Origin of the sequence: Myxococcus sp. CA005 (assembly GCF_006518205.1) — a bacterium.
In the GTDB taxonomy this organism is placed as follows: domain Bacteria; phylum Myxococcota; class Myxococcia; order Myxococcales; family Myxococcaceae; genus Myxococcus; species Myxococcus xanthus.
In genome coordinates, this window is the sequence record NZ_SRLV01000125.1 from 1 (window position 1) to 18,879 (window position 18,879).

Here is an 18,879-nt window from a genome sequence, read left to right on the forward strand (position 1 = left end):
CCCCCAAGCAGGTGCCCCCACCCACGAGCCGGCTGCCCCTCTCCGTGCTCCGGCCACCCGTCCTCGTGGGCCGCGAGACCGAGTGGGCGCGGATGGAGGCCGCGTGGGAGGCGGGGCAGACCATCTTCATCTCCGGCGAGCCGGGCGTGGGCAAGACGCGCCTGGCCCATGACTTCGCGGCGTCGCGGGGCAACTACCTGCTGCTGGAGGCGCGGCCCGGCGAACAGAGCGTGCCGTACTCCTCGCACGTGCGGCTGGTGCGGCAGATGCTGGCCCGGGTGCCTGATCCAAACCTGCCGCGCTGGGTTCGGCGCGAGCTGGCGCGCCTGCTGCCGGACCAGGCCGGGCAGGAAGGCCTGCCCCCGCCCATGGCGGACGAGGCCGACCGCAGCCGCTTCCTGGAAGCGCAGTGCCAGCTCGTCTACCAGCTCGCGGCCAGCATGGACGCCATGGTGGCCGACGACCTCCAGTTCATGGACAGCGCCACCGCGGAGTTCGCGGTGCTGATGCTGTCGCGCCGCCACGCGCCCGAGCCCGGCGGCCGTTTCCCGCGCTTCATCGACACCTACCGGACGGATGAGCTGTCGCCCCAGGCCACCGTCTTCGTCCAGCAGTTGGTGACCGCGGGGCTGGCCATCCTGGTGGAGTTGCAGCCCCTGGGCTCCGCGGCGGTGGGCGCGCTGCTCCAAAGCCTGGAGCTTCCCGGCGCGGAGAAGCTGGTGCAGGACGTGACGCGGCACACCGGCGGCAACCCGCTCTTCATCACCGAGACACTGAAGTACCTGCTGGAGACCGGCGGCCTGGAACGCGGCTGGCCCGAACACGTCCCCGCCTCCGGCCGGGGCCAGCAGCTCATCCAGCAGCGGCTGGAGCGGCTGTCCCCGTCCGCGCTGCTGGTGGCCCGGCTGGCGGCGCTGGCGAAGACGGACTTCACACTGGAGCTGGCCAGCGAGGTGCTGGAGATGAACCCGCTGGCGCTCGTCACGCATGTGGCGGAGCTGGAAGGCGCGCAGATTCTGAGAGGCGAGCGCTTCACCAATGATTTGCTCTTCGAGGTGGTGCGCCAGGGCGTTCCCGGCGCGCTGGGCACGCTGCTCCACCGCCGGCTCGCCGTGGCCCTGGAGCAGCGCGGCGCCGCGCCCGTCGTCGTGGCCCAGCACTGGCTGGACGGCCACGAGCCACGCCGCGCGGCCCCCTTCCTCGTCTCCGCCGCCAACGCGGAAGCCGCCGCCCTGCGCCACCTGGAGGCCGCCCTGCTCTATCACCGCGCCGCCGCGCTGCTGGACGAGACGGGCCACGCCGACGAAGCGGCGCTCGTGCGGGGCCGCGTGCGCAACATCCCGACCGCGTAGCCGGCTCGGCTCAGCGAGGCGCCGCCGTCACCTCGCGCGCCACGTCCAGGAAGGCGCGGAAGGCGGGCGACACCTGCGCGCGGCTGGGGAAGTAGAGAAAGAAACCCTCCACACGCGCCGCGTAGGGCTCCAACACCAGACGCAAGGTGCCGCGCGCCAGCTCCGCCGCCACGGACGGCTCGAACACGTAGGCGAGCCCCAGGCCGGCTTCCGCCAGCTCCACGTGCGCCTTCCAATGCGCGCTGACGAACGGCCCGCGCACCGGCACGCGCCAGCTGCGCTGCCCACGCTCCAGCTCCCACTGGTAGATGGAGCCCGTCGTCTCGGAGCGGATGCAGAGACAGTCATGCGTCAGCAAATCCGTGGGCCGCTCGGGCGTACCCCGCCGGTCGAGGTAGGCGGGCGCACCCACCACGACGAAGCGGAAGCTGCTCGACAGGCGCACCTGCACCATGTCGCGCTCCAGCGCCTCCGACATGCGGATGCCGGCATCCAGCCCCTCCGCCACCACATCCACGAGCCGGTCCTCCACGCGCAAGTCCACCTCCACGCGCGGGTGGAGCCGGAGGAAGCGCGTCAGGATGGGCGTCACCACGGGCGTGACGGCGACGGTGGGCACGGTGAGACGCACCGAACCAGACACCTCGCCCGGCCGGGCAGTGGCAGTCTTCAGGGCATCGAGCGCCTGCTCCACAGGCGGCCCCGCGGACTCCAGCAGGCGGCGGCCCGCGTCCGTGAGAGACACGCTTCGCGTGGTGCGGGTGAGCAACACCACGCCCAGCCGCGTCTCCAACTGGCGGACGGACTGGCTCAGCGCGGACGCGGACACACCCAGCTCCGAGGCGGCCGCGGCGAAGCTGCGCTTGCGCCCCACCACCAGGAAGGCATTCAGGGCATTGAGCGGCGTGAAGGCCATTGTAAAGATTTCCTAAGCAGCGCGTCCCGATTTCGCCTGTTACGCGCGCGCGAGCGCGGACGCATATTCCGTTCCGCCGAGCAGTGACAACACCCCAAGGCCAGGAGAGCACCCCTCATGATTCCCGTTCGCGGCTATGCCGCCCAGGACGCCAAGTCCCCCCTCGCCCCGTTCCAGTTCGAGCGCCGCGAGCCCGGCCCCAGCGACGTGCAGATTGAAATCCTCTACTGCGGCGTCTGCCACTCCGACCTGCACCAGGTGCGCGACGAATGGGGCGGCTCCCGGTTCCCCATGGTCCCAGGCCACGAAATCATCGGCCGCGTGGTCCGCGTGGGGGACCAGGTGAAGAAGGTCAAGGTCGGGGACATGGCCGGCGTCGGCTGCATGGTCGACTCCTGCCGCACCTGCCCCAGTTGCCAGGAGGGCCTGGAGCAGTACTGCGAGAAGGGCAACGTCCAGACGTACAACGGCAAGGAGAAGGACGGGCAGACAGCGACCCAGGGCGGCTACAGCGAGGCCATCGTCGTGGACGAGGCCTTCACGCTGAAGATTCCGGAGAACCTGGACCCGGCCGCCGCCGCGCCGCTGCTGTGCGCCGGCATCACCACATACTCGCCGCTGCGGCACTGGAAGGTGCAGCCGGGTCAGCGCGTGGGCGTGGTGGGCCTGGGCGGACTGGGCCACATGGGCGTGAAGCTGGCCAAGGCCATGGGCGCCCACGTCACCGTCTTCAGCCACACCGACAGCAAGAAGCAGGACGCCACGCGCCTGGGCGCCGACGCCGTCGTGGTCTCCTCGAACAAGGAGGAGATGGCCGCGCAGACGGGTGGGTTCGACTTCATCCTCGACACCGTCTCCGCGCAGCACGACATCAACGCGTACCTGCGGCTGCTGCGACGGGACGGGCACCTGGTCCTCGTCGGCGCCCCGGAGAAGCCTCTCGACGTCCGCCCCTTCTCCCTCATCCCCACGCGGCGGAGCTTCTCGGGCTCGATGATTGGGGGTATCCAGGAAACGCAGGAAATGCTAGACTTCTGCGGCAAGCACAACATCGTCTCCGACATCGAGCTGATTTCCATCCAGCAGGTGAACGACGCCTACGAGCGGCTGCTGAAGGGAGACGTGAAGTACCGGTTCGTCATCGACCTCGCGAGTCTGCGGAAGTAGCCGCCCGGGAGCTCCGGCTCCCACCTCGCGGGACAACAGCCGATAGGCAACGACTGCCCCGGCTCGAAGTCGCGCCCCTCCCACCGGCCCTGGAGGGCAGGACAGTGCACGCCTTTGCACATCGTCCTGCCCCACTGGTCAGGTGCTTGCTCGCCGTTCGGTGCGAATTCTCAGAGCATGACTACGACGATTGCGCAGGCCGGTTTCGTGCAGGTGACGTCCCCGTACCCCGAGGAACAGGAGTTGTTGGATCCGGCGCTCGCCGCCCCCACGCCCCAGAAGGCAGCCCAGCTTCGCCAGAAGGCGAGCCATTGGCTCAGCCGCGCACAGAAGGAGCTGCACGACGCCATCTTCGCGCGGGACGGCTCGGAGGCCGGACTGGACCGTTATGCCAGCGCCCGCGCGGAGCTCGACTCGGCGGAGACGTGGGCCCTGCGCGTCGCGGAAGCCTTCGCCATTCGCCGTGATTGACGACGCGCCGGGGCCCCGGCGCTGGACGGCGGCGCCGGGCACTCCAGCGGACGTCACGCCACCCGGGCGGAAGCCTCGGTCCGTTCGGCCTGGGCGCCCTCCGGCACCGGAGCGGGGCGCTGGCCGTAGGGGAAGTAGTCCTTGAGCTTCAGCATGTGCTTCTCGAAGAGGTTCCAGCTCACCAGCGCGAGCCCCAGCGAGAGCCCCGCGGCCACCACGTAGAACACCAACTGCATGGGCATGTCCGAGCCCGCCACCGTCTTCAGCGGCGTCTTCAGCACCGTGCGGCGCAGGATGGCGTCCAGCGGCGAGTGGATGAGGTAGATGGCGTAGCTGTACTTGCCGAAGGTGAGGAGCAGCCGCATCGTGAGGAAGCGGTACAGGACGTGGCCCTTGGAGACGGCCACCGCCTTGTACACGCACACGGCGTAGAGCACGGCGATGGCGGTGTAGCCGCCCGTGCGCTTCACCAGCTCGAACGTGGGGCCCACCGGCAGCACCACCAGCGCGAGCACCACCGGCACCGAGGCCCAGACCGCCCAGCGCATCCACGGGAACGCCTTCAGGCCCAGCCCTTCCGGGTGGCGCAGCGCCATCGCGAGCAGGCCGCCCATCGCCAGCGAGTCCACGCGGCAGAACGTCACCACGTAGGTGCTCTCGATGCTGGCCCCGTACAGCGTGAGCCCCACGCGCACCAGGATGGCCATGGCGATGGTGCCCAGGCACAACCGGATGGCGCCCCGGTACGACACCGCGGCGATGAGGAAGGGCCAGACGATGTAGAACTGCTCTTCGATGGCCAGCGACCACACCACGCCGAGGATGGGGTGCGTGGTGTCCACCCACAGCTGGTAGAAGTTGGAGAAGTACAGCAGGTACCAGACGGCGCCGTCGGTGGTGATGCGCTCGTCCAGGCCCAGTCGGCCCGCCAGCGATGGCAGCACCAGGAACGACACCGCCAACGCCAGGTAGTAGAGCGGGAAGATGCGCAGGAAGCGGCGCATGTAGAAGTTGCGGAAGAAGTACGGCTGCCCCTTCGCCTCCCAGAGGATACCGGTGATGAGGAAGCCGGAGAGGACGAAGAACAGGTCCACGCCCGTCCATCCGGCGCCAGCCAGCCACCACGTCACGCGTCCCGCCACGCTCTGGTCGCTCAGGTGGGTCGTGTGGAAGAACACCACCAGCAGGACGGCGAGGCCCCGCACACCGTCCAGCACGGGCAGGTGACCCTGCAGGCGCGGAGCGTGCGCCGTGGGTGCATCCACACGGCCAGAGTTCAAGGACATGAAAGTTCTCTTACCAACAACGACTGTTATTCAACAAGACCACCACCCGGCGTGCGTGGGATTGCGGTGTGGGGTGTCAGTCCTGCCACCAGGCAGTCGGGCGCGGGAAAAACGCACGCGCGCGTGAAACTCCCGGGCCGCCCGTGACACCTTGGTGCCGTGGCCCTCCTTTCCGCGATGAAAATGGTGCTGGCAGGTGCGCCCCCGTCCGACACGGACCGGGAGCGGACGTTGCTGCGCCGGGCGCGCACGGGTGACCCCGCGGCCTTCCGCTGGCTGTTTGAACGGCACGCCGCGGGGGTGTGGCGCTTCTTGAAGGACTTGCTGCGCGATGAGGCCGCGGCGGACGAAGCCACGCAGGAGACGTTCGTCCGCGCCCATGCGCGGCTGGGCGCGCTTCGCGACGAAGACCGGCTGGGGGCGTGGCTGCTGGGCATCGCCCGGCACGTGTACCTGGAGTCGCTGCGGCACCGGGGCGCCCACGTGGACATGGACGATGAAGTCCATGGCAGCCAGGTGGAGGCGATGCTGCCCACGCCCACGCCGGAGGACCTGCTCCTGGACCGGGAACTGGAAGGATTGCTGGCGGGCGCGCTGGGGACGCTGCGCGAGGACCGGCGCGCGGCGCTGCTGCTGCGCATCGACCACGGCCTGCCCTACGAGGAGATTTCAGCGGTGATGGGCTGGTCGCTCCAGAAGGTGAAGAACGAAATCCACCGCGCACGGCTCCAACTGCGCGAGCACCTGGCCGCACACGTTGGAGGCCACTCATGAGCGCTTGTCGCGAAACCGAACTGGACGCGCTGCTGGCCGACGAACTCTCCCCCGAGGACGCCACGCGGGTCCGCGCTCACGCCCAGGCCTGCCCCGCCTGTCAGCACGCGCTGAGCTGGCTGCGCGCGGAGCGTGGGTGGATGGCGCAGCGAGCGCGGCGCATGCCGGCGCGGCCCGCCCTGGACTTCGCCGCGTTGGAGTCCCGGCTGCGAAAGCCCGTGGTACCCGACGCCCCGAAGGTCAACTGGATGCACTGGGGGAAGATGCTGACCGCGGCCCTGGCGTCGGTGGCCTTCGTGGGCATCACCACGCTCCAGGTGACGCGCCTCCCAAGCGCCGACGAGCCCTGGCCCCGGAACGACGCGCTCACCACCGCCACCCGGGCCGTCGACTGGTGTGACGACCCTTCACGGGAAGCCGTGGCGGCGCTGGAAGCCCGCGTGGGGGCGTGCCTGGTGGCCTCCCCCTTGATAACCCTGCGCTGACGCCGGCCGCGGTGACCTACGGCGCCGGGGCCAGCTGGCGCTCTGCGTGCTCGACGGCCTCCACCGCATCCACCAGGCCCTTGCCGTAGTTCAGATCCGGCCCAGCCGGCCCCAAATCCCGGGCCGTCTCGAGCAGGGCATTGCGGACCTTCTCCGCATCGAGCTGCTGGGGACTCACGCTCCACACCAGGGCCGCCACCCCGGCCACGTGCGGCGTCGCCATGGAGGTGCCCGTCTGCAGCGTGTAGTCCAGACCGGTGACGTCCAACGTCACGTCCTGCCCCATGAGCTCGCGGAGCACGTTGGCCGACTCCAAGGACACGGAGACAGTGGGCACCCACAGCTTGGACGGCCCGTTGAGCGTGAAGTTGCCCGTGCCCTCCTCGGCGGTGTGGTTGCCGATGATGACGGCCTTCGCTCCGGCGCGGACGGCGTTGCGCACCTTCTCCTCGAAGAGGATGCCGCCGCCGCGGTCAACATAGGCGACGAAGCCATCACAGGTGGCGGCCTCTCCACAGTCGGAGATGCTGCTGCCCAGGCCGCAGTTCACCATCCGCCCCGAATAGGCGCCCACGGCCGAGAACTCCAGGGGGTTGGACGCGAACTGCTGGCCGCTCGCGGCCACCTCTCCATACGGCGCCCCGCCGATGATGGTGGCGCTCAACACGCCCACGCCGGGGGCCACCAGGTTGATGCCCTGGCCGTACTGGGAGAAGCTAGCCCACTCCCCCGAGAAGGTCACCGCGCCCACGCCCACCACGGAGTCGTACCCGGCCGGGAAGGACACCTCGCCCGCGCCGGAGTTGCCCGTCGCCGCGATGGCCAGCACGCCATTCGCCTTGGCCTGGCTGAAGGCCAGCTCCTCGGCCTCGTTCTTCGACACGGCGCCCAGCGACAGCGACACGATGTTCGCCCCCTGCTCCTGGCACCACTGGAGCGCGGCGATGACATTCAGGGTGTCGCCCGTGCCGCGCTCGTTCAGCACGCGGGCGATCAGCAGCGACGCGGTGGGGGCCACGCCCACCGTTCCGTTGGGGTCCTCGCCCAGCCGCACCCGGCCACCCCCGCCCAGCTGCGCGGCGATGGTGGCCGCGGTGTGCGTGCCGTGTCCGCCGCCCCACAGCAGCACGTTGCCCTTCGAGTCCACCTTCGCGTCCAGCGCCAGCGAGTTGGCGGACCCGCTGATGAAGTCCTTGCCTCCGATGAAGGCGGCCTGCAGCTCCGGGTGGCGGTTGTCCCAGCCACTGTCGATGACGCACACCTTGATGCCCGTGCCCGAAGGCCGGCCCTCGTCGAGGACACCGTCGTCGTTGAAATCCCAGACCTTGTTGGCGCGCACCATCTTCAGGCCGTCGGTGTACTCCCCCACGGAGCCCACGGTGTTGGGGGGCGGCCGCGGCTCCGCGCCCAGCCACGCCTGCGCGGGCAGCGGTGGCCGCGACATGCCGAGCGCGTACACCGGACGGTTGGGCGACACCGACACCACGTCCGGATTCCTGGCGAGCGCCGCGCGCGCCTCGGGAGACACCCGGGCGGACAGCATGTTCAGCGACGGGACGCGCTGCTTCACCTGGCCTCCAGCGCGCGTCACCTCGTTGGCGAAAGCATCCGTGTTGGCCTGCGCGGAGGCGAAGACGCGCTGCCGGAAGGCGATGATGACGTCATCCCCGCCATCGTCCGTCAGGGCCGCCTCGCTTCGCGCCGCGGACACCACCGTCGGCAACTGGGACGCCCCCTCGGTACCGGGACACGCCTTGGGCTCCTGCTCCGAGCCACATGCCATCAGCCCCCCGACCAGACCCAGCCAGACGCAACGCTTCATTTCACGCTCCTCGATTGCCCGTCCAGCAGGCGTCGTACGTCACGGCGCGGCTGATGGATTTCCAGGGACGCGCATGAACGGGAGGACACCTGATTCCGTTCCCGGAGCGCAAGTTAACCACGCCAGCGAATCGGCCGCTCGCGCCCCTGTCCGTGGCAGGACGTGCCCGGCGAGCAGCCGACAGGGGAGCGTTCGCCCTTTCACGCCTCGGCCGGATCCACACCGAAAAGGCGGAGCGCATCGGCGGCATAGACGTCCAGTTGCCGCTGCGTCTCCGCGGCGTCCCAGCCCAACCGGGGCGCCATGACCTCGGCCGCCACACGCGCGGCCGCCTGCCCCTGGTCGCGCGTCTCGAACGCCACCTTGAGGCGGCGGATGAGCAGGTCCGACAGGGTGTGCACCAGTTCGTGGGTGACACCCCAGGCGGCCTCGGCGGCCCGGTAGGGAAGCCCCTCGGCGAGCGGCCGGGACAGCGCGGCGTCCTCTCGCGTCAGGGCCCACACGCGGCGCCAGCGGCTGCCATAGGCGCGCACCAGGTGGACGGCTGTGGCGTCGTCTCCCACCTCGGTGCGCGCCGCGGCGAACTCGGCGTCCAGCGCGCGGATGTCTCCACCCGGCAGGGGCAACACATCCGTGGGCGAGCGGCGGCGAGGCTGGCCCAGGCGGCGCTCCACAGCGTCCACCACGTCGCGCGCCATGACGCGATAGGTGGTGAGCTTGCCACCGCTGATGGCGAGCACGCCGGAGGGGCTCACGTCGATGGCGTGCTCGCGGCTGGCACTGCCCGCGTCGGCCTGTGTGCCGTGGTAGCCGCTGGCCACCAGGGGGCGGATGCCGGCCCACGCGCTCACCACGTCCGCGCGAGTGAGGCGCGCCTCGGGGAAGAAGGCGTTGGCGGACTCCAGCAGGTAGGCCACGTCGGACTCGCTGGCGCGGACCTCCGCGGGGTGCGCGCGCGTGGACGTCTCCGTGGTGCCAATGATGGTGAAGTTGTCGGCGGGCAGCACGAACATCACCCGGCCGTCCTTGGGGGACAGCAGCGTGAAGGCGTCGCGGTGGTTGATGCGCTCGCGCGGTACGGCGAGGTGGACGCCCTTGCTGCCGCGCACGGCCGGGCTCGCCCCATTCGGCGCATCCAGCCGGCGGATTTCATCACTCCACGGGCCCGTGGCGTTGACGAGGGCCCGTGCGCGCACGGTGACCTCCTCGCCGGTGAGGTGGTCCACCACCGTCGCGCCGTGCGCTTGTCCCTGCTCCAGGACGAGCGCCTTCACGGACGCGTGGTTGAGGACGACGGCGCCCGCCTCGGACGCGCCCACGGCATTGGCCAGGGTGAGGCGCGCGTCGTCCGTGGCCGCGTCGTAGTAGCGGGCACCGCCCTTGAGGTGGTCGGTGCGCAGGCCTGGCTCGGCCGCGTGGACCTGCCGGGCGTTGAGCCGCCGGTAGCCCTTCACGTTCCGGAAGAGGGAGAGGGCGTCGTAGAGCATGAGGCCCGCGTTGAGCTTCCAGCGAGGCACGCGGGCGCCCGCGTACACGGGCCAGATGAAGGCGAGCGGACGCACCAGATGCGGGGCGAGCCGCAGCAGACGTTGGCGCTCGATGCTGGATTCGAAGACGAGGCCCAGGTGGCCGTGCTCCAGGTAGCGAAGGCCGCCGTGGATGAGCCGGGACGAGCGGCTGGAGGTGCCACTGGCGAAGTCGTCACGCTCGACGAGCGCCACCTTGAGGCCCCGGAGCGCGGCATCCCGCGCCGAGCCCGCGCCGGTGACACCGCCCCCGATGATGAGGACGTCGAAGGTCTCCGTGGCCAGGGCCCGCAGGCGTGCTGCGCGGGACGGAGGCGGGGGCACATCTGCTTCGGAGACAACACGGCTGAGCGCGACGGATTCAGAACGCACGGCACAAGTGTAGCGGCGTTGGCCGGCGAGGGCAGCGGAAACCAATGCGCTGCGTCAAGCGCGCTACACGGAGCGAGGCGACATGTGTCCGCGAGGCACCCATCCGAGGGGGGACGGCGCCTTGCGCGTCCGGATGAAGACAGATAGGAGGCGGCCGACCCTTCCCCTCACCCCGGGCTCCACGGCCTTGTTGAACCCCCACGACCGACGCGACCTGGCCAGCCTGGGACTGATGGTCCTGGTGTACGGGCTCGTGGTGGCGCCGGTGCTGCACGCGGTGGTGGAGCACGGCGATGGTGGTCATCACCACTCCCATGCCCATTCACACCCGCACGGGCGCCCCCACGCGCACGGTGCGGGGAACGAGCACGCACACCGTGGCGATGAGGGCACGGGGGAACCCGCGCCCGACGGTGAGCAGAAGCGCGGGCACGAGCACCTGACGGGCTCCGTGGAACACCTGCAGGCGGTCGCGCTGACCTGGGCGGTGATGAAGCTGCCGCGCGTACGTGAAGTGTCGTGGCTCGCGGAGCTCCAGCGCGGCCCCACGAGGGTCCCCGGCTCCGCGGTGCGCCCGACGGCGATGCCCCAGGGCCCGTAACCGTCATCACCCTCTCGCAGCCAACGCAGGGAGCCACGCGTGCGGGGCACGCATGGGTCCGAGTGTCCTTCTCTTGCTGACTCACTTCTGAACCCGTCCCGGTGGGGCCACTCCCTGGGGCGTCGTGCGCCGCGCGAGGTCCGAGCGTGAGCAAGACGCCGCAGCATGGGGCCTGCGCCGCCGTGTGTCCGTACGTGCCCGTGCTCCTCGTTGCCGCAATGTCGTCGTGTGTCCTCGCCCTGTCGCCCTCGAACCGTCCACCAGATGCGGCACGAGAGCCATCTCCCGCGTCCGAGCATGCCGCGGCAGGCACGGGCACGAGCGCACATGACGACGTGCCGCCATTCGTGAACACGGAGCGCCAGGCCCCACCCGCAGCCAGCGCCATCACGTCCGTGAACTCTCCGGCGGAAGCGGACGCATCCCCAGCCAACGAGCCCGGACAGCTTCCCAAGGAAGCATCCCCCCCTCACCCCATCACCCAAACCGCCGACGTCCCCTCGTCGGAGGAGACAAGCTCCCATCCTCTCCCCTCGGAGCAGGAGGCATCCCTCACCAGCGCATCCGACTTCGAGGCCAAGGAGCCGCCGTCAAAGTCCACGGTGGTGCGGGGCGCGCGTCCCGCGCAAAGCGCGTCCGAGGTGACACTGGGCCGGGACATCTTGGACGCGGCGCCACGCAGGAACGCGGTGGACCTCCTGCGAGCCGTCCCTGGCCTCGTGGCCTCGCAGCACAGCGGAGAGGGCAAGGCCCAGCAGCTCTTCCTCCGAGGCTTCGACGCGCTGCACGGCCAGGACGTGGAACTCGACGTCGGCGGCCTGCCAGTGAACGAGGTGAGCCACATCCACGCGCTGGGCTACGCGGACATCAACTTCGTCATCCCAGAGGTCGTGCAGACGCTCGAAGTGACGGAAGGTTCGTACCGCGCCGCGCAGGGTGACTTCGCCGTCGCGGGAACGGTTCGCATGAATCTGGGCGTCGCCGAGCCCGGCGTCCACCTCCTGGGGACACTCGGCCAGTACGGCCAGCGTCGGCTCGTGGCCACGGTGCGGCCAGGAGACGACGCGGGAACCTTCGCCGCGGTGGAGCTGGGCGAAGGCAGAGGCTTCGGCGCTCAGCGAGGCTACGGCCGCGCCTCTCTCCTCGCCCAGGCCAACGCGACACTCGGAGACGGGCTGACGGTCCGCGCACTCGCAGGCAGCTACGTCACGCGCTTCGACTCCCCGGGCGTGGTGCGCGAGGACGACCTGCTTTCGGGCCGGAGCGACTTCTTCTCCGCCGCCCTGGGCCGGCAGGGCGGCTCGGTGTCGCGGCACCAATTGCTGCTCGGCGTGGACCTGCCGCGCACGGGGAACGGGCGCACGAAGCTGGAGGTCTTCGGCATCCTCTCGGACCTGCGGCTGCGCAACAACTTCACGGGCTTCCGTGTCGACGAGCGCGGTGACGGCCTGGAGCAGACGAACAACGCCACCACGCTGGGCGCCCGCGCCGAGCATCGGAGGTCGGTGACGGCCTTCGGTCGCCCGGTCGCGCTGGAGCTGGGATTGGGCGCACGGCGAGACAGCGTGGAGCAGACGCAGCGGCGCTACCGCGAATCCGACGGCACCTTCTTCTCGGACGAGATTGACGCGGCATTCACCCAGACGGACGTCTGGGGCTGGGCCGAGGCCCGCATGCCACTGGGCCGCTGGAGCTTCCGGTTGGGGGGGCGCGCGGACGCGTTGGGTGTGGAGGTCTTCGACGCGCTCGCCTTCCGAGATCCGCGCTACTACGACGGACAGGGCTATTCGCGCAGTGCCTTCGGCGTCCACCTGGGCGCGAAGGCGGGCGTGGAGTACGCGCTGGGAGATGACGCGGACGCCTGGCGCCTGTTCGCCAGCTACGGTGACGGATTCCGCTCGCCGCAGGCACGCAGCCTCTCGGAGGGCGAGCGCGCCCCCTTCGTCTCCATCCGAGGCGCGGAGCTGGGCTCGCGCAAGGACGGCGAGCACTGGGCCCTGCAGCTCAGCCTCTTCGGCTCGCAGGTGGACAACGACTTCTTCTTCGACCACACCGTGGGCACGACGGTGTACACGGGCCAGACGTTGCGCTCGGGCGTCTCCGCCGCGCTCCAGGCCCGTCCACTGCAAGGACTCGTCACCTCGGTCAGCGCCACGTTCGCCCACGCCTACGTGCGAGCCTCGGACACGCTGCTGCCCTACTTCGCGCCCTTCGTCGCGCGCGCCGACGTGGGTTGGGACGGCCCGCTGACCTGGACGGGGTTCGGCGGTAGCACGCTGTCGCTGGGCACGGGGCTCACCTTCATCGGTCCACGCCCGCTGCCCTTCAGTGAGCGCAGCGCCACCGTGTTCCTCGCGGATGCGCACGTCGCCATCCGCCGGGGCGAGCTGGGGCTGAGGCTGGAGGTCTCGAACCTGCTCGACGCGCGCTGGAGGGATGGCGAGTTCGTCTACGGCTCGCGTTTCGACCCTGCCGCCGCGGCGAGCCTCGTCCCGGCAAGACATTTCACCGCGGGGTCGCCTCGGATGGCCTCGCTCTCCCTGGAGGTCCACCTATGAATCGCAGACACATCCTCACCGGCGCGCTGGCCCTGGCCGCCTCTGCCACGGTCCTGAGCGGCTGTGGCAGCGAAGCGGAGCGGCGCACCTTTCCCGTGGAGGTGACGTCCACGCCCATGACAGGCGCCAACGAGCGAGGCTGGACGGTGACGGTGGAGTCCGCGCACCTCTCCGTGGGCCCGGTGCGCTTCTTTGAAGGCCGCGCGCTGACGGCCCGCCGCTTCGACTGGTACACGCTCATCGGCGGCACGGCCTATGCGCACCCCGGACACTACTCACCGGGCGACGCGCTGGCCGAGATGCTGACCACCCACACCGTGGACCTGCTCACCGGCGCCACGCTGGGCGACGCGAGCGCGGTGACGGGCGAGTACGGCTCCATGGAGCTGACGCTGACGGCCCCCACGCAGGCCACCGACGCCCAGGGCGTGCTGAGCGGCCAGGCGATGCGCGTTCGCGGCACGGCGCGCAACGCGGAGGGCGTCGAGCGGCGCTTCGACGCGCTGACGAGCCTGCCCAAGCCCATTCAGGGCGTGCGCTTCGAGAAGTCGCTGGGGATGGAGGCGGGCCGTGTGCGCATCGCCGTGAAGCTGGGGACGTGGCTGGGCCGCATTGACTTCGCCACCGCGACCGATTTGGACGCGGATGGCGTCTACACCTTCCCCGCCGACAGCCAGGCGCAGAACGCGCTGGTGCGCGGCGTGGAAGACACCACTGCCTACGTCGTGACGTGGGTGGAAGGAGCTGCGCAATGAAGAAGTGGATGCTGGGGCTTTCCTGTCTGGGACTGATGGCGTGCAGCGACGGCGCGGGCACGGTGACGTTCACCACCTATGGCGAGGACTACATCGAGAAGGAGATTCCCGCGGCCGTGGGTGGCGAGGACGGCATCGTGGACGGCTGGACGGTGCGCTTCAGCAAGTTCCTCGTGGTGCTCGGCGAGGTGAAAGTCGGCAACCACGACGAGACCGCCATCGAGATGATGCAGGCGCGGGTATTCGACGTGCACAAGCCCGGCCCGGTGGTGGTGGAGACGTTCCGCGACGTACCGGCCCAGGAGTGGGACCACGTCAGCTTCGCCATCGCGCCCAACACCAACGCGGTTGCGGGCAACGCGGACGCCGCGGACGTCACGCGGATGAAGGACGGCGGCTACTCCGTCTACATGGAGGGCAGGGCGACCAAGGGTGAGCAGACCAAGCGCTTCGCCTGGGGCTTCACCACCAACACCGTCTACGAGCACTGCGAGAGCCCGGGCCTGGGCGCGGGCGTAACGGTGCCCAAGGACGGCGAGGAGACAGTGCAGCTCACCATCCACGGCGACCACCTCTTCTTCGACGACCTGCAGTCGCCGGACGCGCAGATGCGCTTCGACGCGCTGGCCGCCGCGGACAGCATGGGCATCGCGGGTCCCGACGGAGAGGTGACGCTTGAGGAGCTGGCGGCGGTGGACCTGACGGAGCTGCCGGCAGGGCAGTACGGCACGGGTGGCGTGGGCAACGTGCAGACGCTGCGCGACTTCGTCACGGCGCTGACGCGCAACCTGGGGCACTACCGCGGCGAAGGTGAGTGCGAGCCCCGGGCACGCTGACCACGCGGAGGGATGCTGGCGCGGTGGCACGAACGGCCGGCCACCGCGCCAGCATGAACCCCCAGGCCCGGGGCCGACCCTCCCTGGGCCTGGAGTCCTTCAAAGCTCAGCTCTTGTTGTGCGAGGAGCCAGACGAGTTCGCCGCGGGGTTCCCCCCCGTCGAGTTGTTCCCGCTGTTGCTGCTCCCGCCATTGGGGTTGTTGCCCGACTGCCGAGGGCTGTTGGGGTTCATTTGGTTGGAGCGGTTGTCCTGCGACGCCTTGTGCGCGGGGTTGTTGGGATTCTTGGAGTTGGCGCGCTGGTCGTTCTGGTTCTTGCCGCTGTCCTTGCTCATGGACCTACCTCGGGAGTCCCCAAGCGAAAGTGCCGGGGAGGCCTGAAACTAGGAAGCGGCCCAGGTGGAAACACTCGTGCGGAGGTGTTCGTCCGGTGTCGGGAAGCACACGACATCGCCCGGCGTCGGACACGGAATGCGCGAGCCGCGGCTTTGCAGGATGCGGCGGCGAGCAAGGGTGCCTACCTCGTGCCCCAGGAGGTGACGCGGCGTGAGGACGGTCACGTACGAGCGCAGTGGGCGAACGAACACGGGCGCACAGGCGCTCCGGCTGGAAGGAATGAAGCACCTGAAGGTGCTGGAGCAGGGTGAGGTGGTCAGCGAGCGAGACCTCACGGGAGCGGAAATCCAACGTCTGGGCCCGCTCTTCGAACAAGCCAGCCGCGCCCCCGCCCCCGTCGTCATGGTTCCGCAGGCAGGTGGGCCAGACGGTCTCGCGGTGACGCTCGCGTTCGAGGACGAAGAGTCTCCTCGCGTGCGCATCGCGGCCGAGCGGCTTCCGGCCCAGGGCGCTGGCCCCCTCTATGACGCCCTGCTTGAGGAACTGGACCGCCTGCTCACGACCGAGCTGCATGCCTGGGCTCCGCGTCGCGCACACGCGGTGCTGCCGCACCAGTTGCGCGAAGAAGAGCAGTAGCGCCTCAGGGCCCAACGCCTCGTGCGACCCGCCCAGGTAAGCCGCCCCTCGGGCGGGCGGGAGCAAGCCCGCAGCCGGGGTTGCTGCCGAGCTCGGCTTCTGTGAAGACAGGAGCATGAGGCGTGTGCAGTTGTCCGTGCATCGCACGGTGGGAGAAGCACGGCTTCTGGCGGGTGCGCTGGAAGCCATGGGAGTTGCGGTAGAGGTACGCGGAGAAGCCCTTGCCCCGTTGAGCGGCGAGATTCCGAGTGCGGAGACCTGGATAGAGCTGTGGGTGGAGCCGCAAGACCTCGAGCACGCAAAAGGCCTCCTGGCGGAGCTCCTGGAGAATCAAGAGCACGCCGAGCGGTCGGTGGAGTGTCCACGGTGCCGCGAAGAGAACCCCGGCAACTTCGAGCTGTGTTGGAGCTGTGGCCTGGAGCTGCCCTCGGGGCTACGTCCAAGACTGCGGGCAGTGTAGTAGCGGGGATGCATGATGAGGCGGAGCGCGCCTCCAGGAGAATCGGAAGTGCAGGAAGCAGAGGGAGCGCGTCGCCGCAGGCTGAACCGGGGGACCCGAAGCCTGCTCATCGTGTGCACCGTGGTGACGCTCATCCACCTCATTCCGCTTTTCATCTCCCGGAACATGCCCGAGCAGCGGCTGTCCATCGCACGGGCCATGTCGAGCGTGTCGCAGCGTGTCCCTTTCCTGCGGCCGATGAAGGACGACGCCAAGGCCACGCCGGCGGAGCTGAGAGAAGCCGCGACGCTGCTGCTGAATGGGGCGCCAGATGACGCCCATGCACTGGTCTTGGAGGCGGAGCGCCGGAATCCCCTGGAGGTCGAAACCCAGCTCCTGCTGGCGAGAATCTGCGACGTCGAGCGGATGAGCCGGTGTGTGAGCACGGCCCTGTCACGAGCAGAGACGCTGGCCCCACGAGACGCGCGGCCGGACCTGCTCCGAGCGGAGCTACAAGAGAAGGACGGTGACGTCGTGGGCGCAGCCGAAGCGATGGAGCGGGCGCATGAAAAGGCGCCCGGCGACCCGCTGGTCGGACTGCGCTACGTCCACCTGCTGAGCGCGGCGAAGCGGGGCGAAGAGGCGCTGGCCGTCCTCCAAAAGCTTGAAGGGCGCCTGCCGCATGCCAGGTTCCTGGTGGAACAAGGCAGGGTGCATAGCCGGGAAGGGCACGACGCCGAAGCGGTGAAGCTCTTCCGCGCGGCGGTGGCCGAGGACCCGAAGCTCAGCATGGGCTTCTTCGAGCTCGGGCTCGCCTGGCATCGGCTGGGCCAGGTGGACACCGCAGAAGAGGCTTTGCGCCAAGCGGACCGACTGGACCGGGCAGACCCCAAGGCGCTGGCGGCCCTCTGCGCGATTCAGGTCGAGGAGCGGCGCATCGACGATGCCCGGCTCACGCGAATGGACCTTGAGCGGCGCTTTTCCGGCCAGCCGGAGCTGATTCGAAAGTCCTGCAGCATCCCCTGACGCGAAGGGGCCGGAGACCTACTCCCGAGGCTCGATGCCGCGGATCTGTCGGAGCATGCGGGCGGAGGCCTTCACCTCGACGTCCACGGCTCCATCGACGCGCTCGGTGCGCACGACGGCCTGCAGGTAGGGAACCGCCTCCGCATCACGCCCTTGATGGAAGAGCAACTCCCCCAAAGCGAAGCGAGCCCGCGTCAGCAGGACGATGTCCTCGGCGGCGATAGCGGCATCAATGGCGTCGCTGAGAGCGGACTCGGCCATCTCGGGCTGGTTCCGGGCGAGCAGCTCACGAGCACGCTGGATGTGTTCGTCGACGTTCATGCGGAGGGAGCAAGGTTCAACCTGGTAGGGACGCAGACCGCCTCGCCGGGATATGGGTGAGTGCCCATGGACGAGAAGCGAATCGCCGAGCTGGAAATCCGCTACATGCACCAGCAGGAACTGCTGCAGGAGCTCAGCGGCGTGCTGTACGAACAGCAGAAGGTCATCGACCAACTGCGCGCAGAGGTGGACCGGCTCAAGCAGAAGCTGGAAGCCGAGCCCGGCCTGGTGGACGCCCGTCATGACGAGCGTCCACCGCATTACTGAGGCTCAGAACTTGTAGCCGAGCCGCAGACCAATGGTCGGGTTGGGCTCCAGGTAACCCACCTCGAGACCAATGCTCGCGGCCTTGCCCTGAAGGCCAAAGCCAAACGCAGCATGCGCTCGGAAGGTGTCGCCACGGCCAAACACGAGCCAGGGTCCGACCATGCCTTCGATGTAGACGCCGGACTTGGCGAGGTTCGCACGCAGGACCAGGTCCAGCGGAACACCGATGTCGTTGCCCTCGGTGATGAGCATTGCACCGAACCGAGCCCCAACAGACAGCGGCCCCGCGAGCGGCGTCTCAACGCCCAGCGTGAAGTTGAAGACCGCGCTGTCATCAATCCAATAATCAGCCCCAAGCCCAACACGGACCGCGGCCTCTGAGTTCGTGGGAACGAGGAAGAGGCCGGCCGCGAGCAGCGCGCCAAGGCAAGGACGAAGCAGCTTCATTCGAGAGGCTCCTCTCAACACAGCGGGGGAGCCCACACTCAACCAAGCCGAACGCGGCAATGCCAGCACACGGAGATCCAAATCGTCGAAGGCAGTCGCAGCGGAAGGCAGCGACTCGCAGCGGACGGAGGACGTTCACTGCAACACGGCGCGCGACTCAAGGGCCCGCGCTGCGGCAGTGGAACCGGTTGGCGTTGCGAAGGGGCGGCGCGAGCCGAGCACCTGCTGGTGCTGGCCACGACGGCGGCCCTGCTGGCGGTGGGGCCGTGCGCCGACTGCGCACGCGGCGCCAGGCCCAGCGCCCGCGGTGACGCGCGGAAACCCAATACGCCCCAAAACGGAAAACCCCCGGTGTCCACGAGGGACACCGGGGGTTTCTCAAAAAGAATCCGGCAGCGACCTACTCTCCCGCGCGGTTTCCCGCGAAGTACCATCGGCTCTGGAGGGCTTAACTTCCGTGTTCGGGATGGGAACGGGTGGGACCCCT

20 protein-coding genes and 1 rRNA gene are annotated in these 18,879 nt (G+C 69.5%); 13 read left to right on the top strand and 8 right to left on the bottom strand.

From position 1 onward, the window contains the following. On the top strand, nucleotides 1–1,352 hold a 1,352-nt coding region (locus FMQ63_RS34140), incomplete at its 5' end, for an AAA family ATPase (protein WP_141276930.1). A gap of 10 nt (nucleotides 1,353–1,362) precedes the next feature. Here FMQ63_RS34140 and FMQ63_RS34145 read toward each other — a convergent pair. Continuing rightward, nucleotides 1,363–2,268 (bottom strand): LysR family transcriptional regulator, encoded by a 906-nt coding sequence (locus FMQ63_RS34145; protein WP_011557241.1) that lies wholly within the window; start codon nucleotides 2,266–2,268, stop codon nucleotides 1,363–1,365. Nucleotides 2,269–2,385: 117 nt separating this feature from the next. Here FMQ63_RS34145 and FMQ63_RS34150 point away from each other — a divergent pair, with 117 nt between their 5' ends. Together FMQ63_RS34150 and FMQ63_RS34155 are read left to right on the top strand one after the other, a co-directional pair. Beyond that, the gene (locus tag FMQ63_RS34150) at nucleotides 2,386–3,435 is read left to right on the top strand and encodes an NAD(P)-dependent alcohol dehydrogenase (RefSeq protein WP_011557242.1); all 1,050 of its coding nucleotides are present in this window, start codon (nucleotides 2,386–2,388) and stop codon (nucleotides 3,433–3,435) included. A gap of 177 nt (nucleotides 3,436–3,612) precedes the next feature. Next, the gene (locus FMQ63_RS34155; RefSeq protein WP_011557243.1) at nucleotides 3,613–3,906 is read left to right on the top strand and encodes a hypothetical protein; all 294 of its coding nucleotides are present in this window, start codon (nucleotides 3,613–3,615) and stop codon (nucleotides 3,904–3,906) included. 53 nt (nucleotides 3,907–3,959) lie between these two features. On the opposite strand, the gene FMQ63_RS34160 is transcribed toward FMQ63_RS34155, so the two are convergent. Further along, nucleotides 3,960–5,192, bottom strand: coding sequence for an acyltransferase (locus FMQ63_RS34160; RefSeq protein ID WP_011557244.1), 1,233 nt, complete (start codon nucleotides 5,190–5,192; stop codon nucleotides 3,960–3,962). 159 nt (nucleotides 5,193–5,351) lie between these two features. Between FMQ63_RS34160 and FMQ63_RS34165 the strand changes: the two genes are divergently transcribed. Continuing rightward, a complete protein-coding gene (locus FMQ63_RS34165) occupies nucleotides 5,352–5,966 on the top strand; it encodes an RNA polymerase sigma factor (protein WP_011557245.1) in 615 nt (204 codons plus the stop codon). Then, nucleotides 5,963–6,451, top strand: coding sequence for an anti-sigma factor (locus FMQ63_RS34170; protein ID WP_011557246.1), 489 nt, complete (start codon nucleotides 5,963–5,965; stop codon nucleotides 6,449–6,451). The genes FMQ63_RS34165 and FMQ63_RS34170 overlap by 4 nt, the downstream gene beginning before the upstream one ends. A 16-nt stretch (nucleotides 6,452–6,467) precedes the next feature. Here FMQ63_RS34170 and FMQ63_RS38605 read toward each other — a convergent pair whose 3' ends face one another. Then, nucleotides 6,468–8,273, bottom strand: coding sequence for a S8 family serine peptidase (locus tag FMQ63_RS38605; protein WP_011557247.1), 1,806 nt, complete (start codon nucleotides 8,271–8,273; stop codon nucleotides 6,468–6,470). A gap of 200 nt (nucleotides 8,274–8,473) precedes the next feature. After that, on the bottom strand, nucleotides 8,474–10,171 hold the full coding sequence (gene glpD / locus FMQ63_RS34180; protein WP_011557248.1) for a glycerol-3-phosphate dehydrogenase: 1,698 nt from the start codon (nucleotides 10,169–10,171) through the stop codon (nucleotides 8,474–8,476). A gap of 187 nt (nucleotides 10,172–10,358) precedes the next feature. Here glpD and FMQ63_RS34185 point away from each other — a divergent pair, with 187 nt between their 5' ends. From FMQ63_RS34185 to FMQ63_RS34200, 4 genes are all read left to right on the top strand, one after another. Beyond that, nucleotides 10,359–10,772 (top strand): hypothetical protein, encoded by a 414-nt coding sequence (locus FMQ63_RS34185; protein ID WP_225909650.1) that lies wholly within the window; start codon nucleotides 10,359–10,361, stop codon nucleotides 10,770–10,772. A gap of 146 nt (nucleotides 10,773–10,918) precedes the next feature. Beyond that, the gene (locus FMQ63_RS34190) at nucleotides 10,919–13,330 is read left to right on the top strand and encodes a TonB-dependent receptor (protein WP_011557250.1); all 2,412 of its coding nucleotides are present in this window, start codon (nucleotides 10,919–10,921) and stop codon (nucleotides 13,328–13,330) included. Further along, nucleotides 13,327–14,085 carry a hypothetical protein gene (locus FMQ63_RS34195; RefSeq protein ID WP_011557251.1) on the top strand — a complete coding sequence of 253 codons (759 nt, stop codon included), beginning with the start codon at nucleotides 13,327–13,329 and terminating at the stop codon, nucleotides 14,083–14,085. Before FMQ63_RS34190 ends, FMQ63_RS34195 begins: the two co-directional genes overlap by 4 nt. After that, nucleotides 14,082–14,921 (top strand): hypothetical protein, encoded by an 840-nt coding sequence (locus FMQ63_RS34200; RefSeq protein ID WP_026114285.1) that lies wholly within the window; start codon nucleotides 14,082–14,084, stop codon nucleotides 14,919–14,921. Before FMQ63_RS34195 ends, FMQ63_RS34200 begins: the two co-directional genes overlap by 4 nt. A gap of 106 nt (nucleotides 14,922–15,027) precedes the next feature. Here the strand turns inward: FMQ63_RS34200 and FMQ63_RS34205 are convergent, their stop codons facing one another. Further along, nucleotides 15,028–15,255, bottom strand: a complete 228-nt coding sequence (locus FMQ63_RS34205; RefSeq protein ID WP_011557253.1) for a hypothetical protein — start codon at nucleotides 15,253–15,255, stop codon at nucleotides 15,028–15,030. A gap of 211 nt (nucleotides 15,256–15,466) precedes the next feature. Between FMQ63_RS34205 and FMQ63_RS34210 the strand changes: the two genes are divergently transcribed. The 3 genes from FMQ63_RS34210 (at nucleotide 15,467) to FMQ63_RS34220 (ending at nucleotide 17,357) form a co-directional block, all read left to right on the top strand. After that, nucleotides 15,467–15,892 carry a hypothetical protein gene (locus FMQ63_RS34210; RefSeq protein ID WP_011557254.1) on the top strand — a complete coding sequence of 142 codons (426 nt, stop codon included), beginning with the start codon at nucleotides 15,467–15,469 and terminating at the stop codon, nucleotides 15,890–15,892. Between the two features lie 115 nt (nucleotides 15,893–16,007). Then, nucleotides 16,008–16,352, top strand: a complete 345-nt coding sequence (locus tag FMQ63_RS38800; RefSeq protein ID WP_011557255.1) for a hypothetical protein — start codon at nucleotides 16,008–16,010, stop codon at nucleotides 16,350–16,352. Between the two features lie 12 nt (nucleotides 16,353–16,364). Beyond that, the gene (locus FMQ63_RS34220; RefSeq protein WP_011557256.1) at nucleotides 16,365–17,357 is read left to right on the top strand and encodes a lipopolysaccharide assembly protein LapB; all 993 of its coding nucleotides are present in this window, start codon (nucleotides 16,365–16,367) and stop codon (nucleotides 17,355–17,357) included. An 18-nt stretch (nucleotides 17,358–17,375) separates the two neighbouring features. On the opposite strand, the gene FMQ63_RS34225 is transcribed toward FMQ63_RS34220, so the two are convergent. Next, nucleotides 17,376–17,678, bottom strand: a complete 303-nt coding sequence (locus FMQ63_RS34225; protein WP_011557257.1) for a hypothetical protein — start codon at nucleotides 17,676–17,678, stop codon at nucleotides 17,376–17,378. A gap of 66 nt (nucleotides 17,679–17,744) precedes the next feature. Here FMQ63_RS34225 and FMQ63_RS34230 point away from each other — a divergent pair, with 66 nt between their 5' ends. Then, on the top strand, nucleotides 17,745–17,945 hold the full coding sequence (locus tag FMQ63_RS34230) for a SlyX family protein (protein ID WP_002640911.1): 201 nt from the start codon (nucleotides 17,745–17,747) through the stop codon (nucleotides 17,943–17,945). Nucleotides 17,946–17,948: 3 nt separating this feature from the next. On the opposite strand, the gene FMQ63_RS34235 is transcribed toward FMQ63_RS34230, so the two are convergent. Together FMQ63_RS34235 and rrf are read right to left on the bottom strand one after the other, a co-directional pair. Continuing rightward, nucleotides 17,949–18,392, bottom strand: coding sequence for a hypothetical protein (locus tag FMQ63_RS34235; RefSeq protein ID WP_026114287.1), 444 nt, complete (start codon nucleotides 18,390–18,392; stop codon nucleotides 17,949–17,951). A 387-nt stretch (nucleotides 18,393–18,779) separates the two neighbouring features. Then, nucleotides 18,780–18,879 (bottom strand): 5S ribosomal RNA (gene rrf / locus FMQ63_RS34240); the annotation flags it as partial.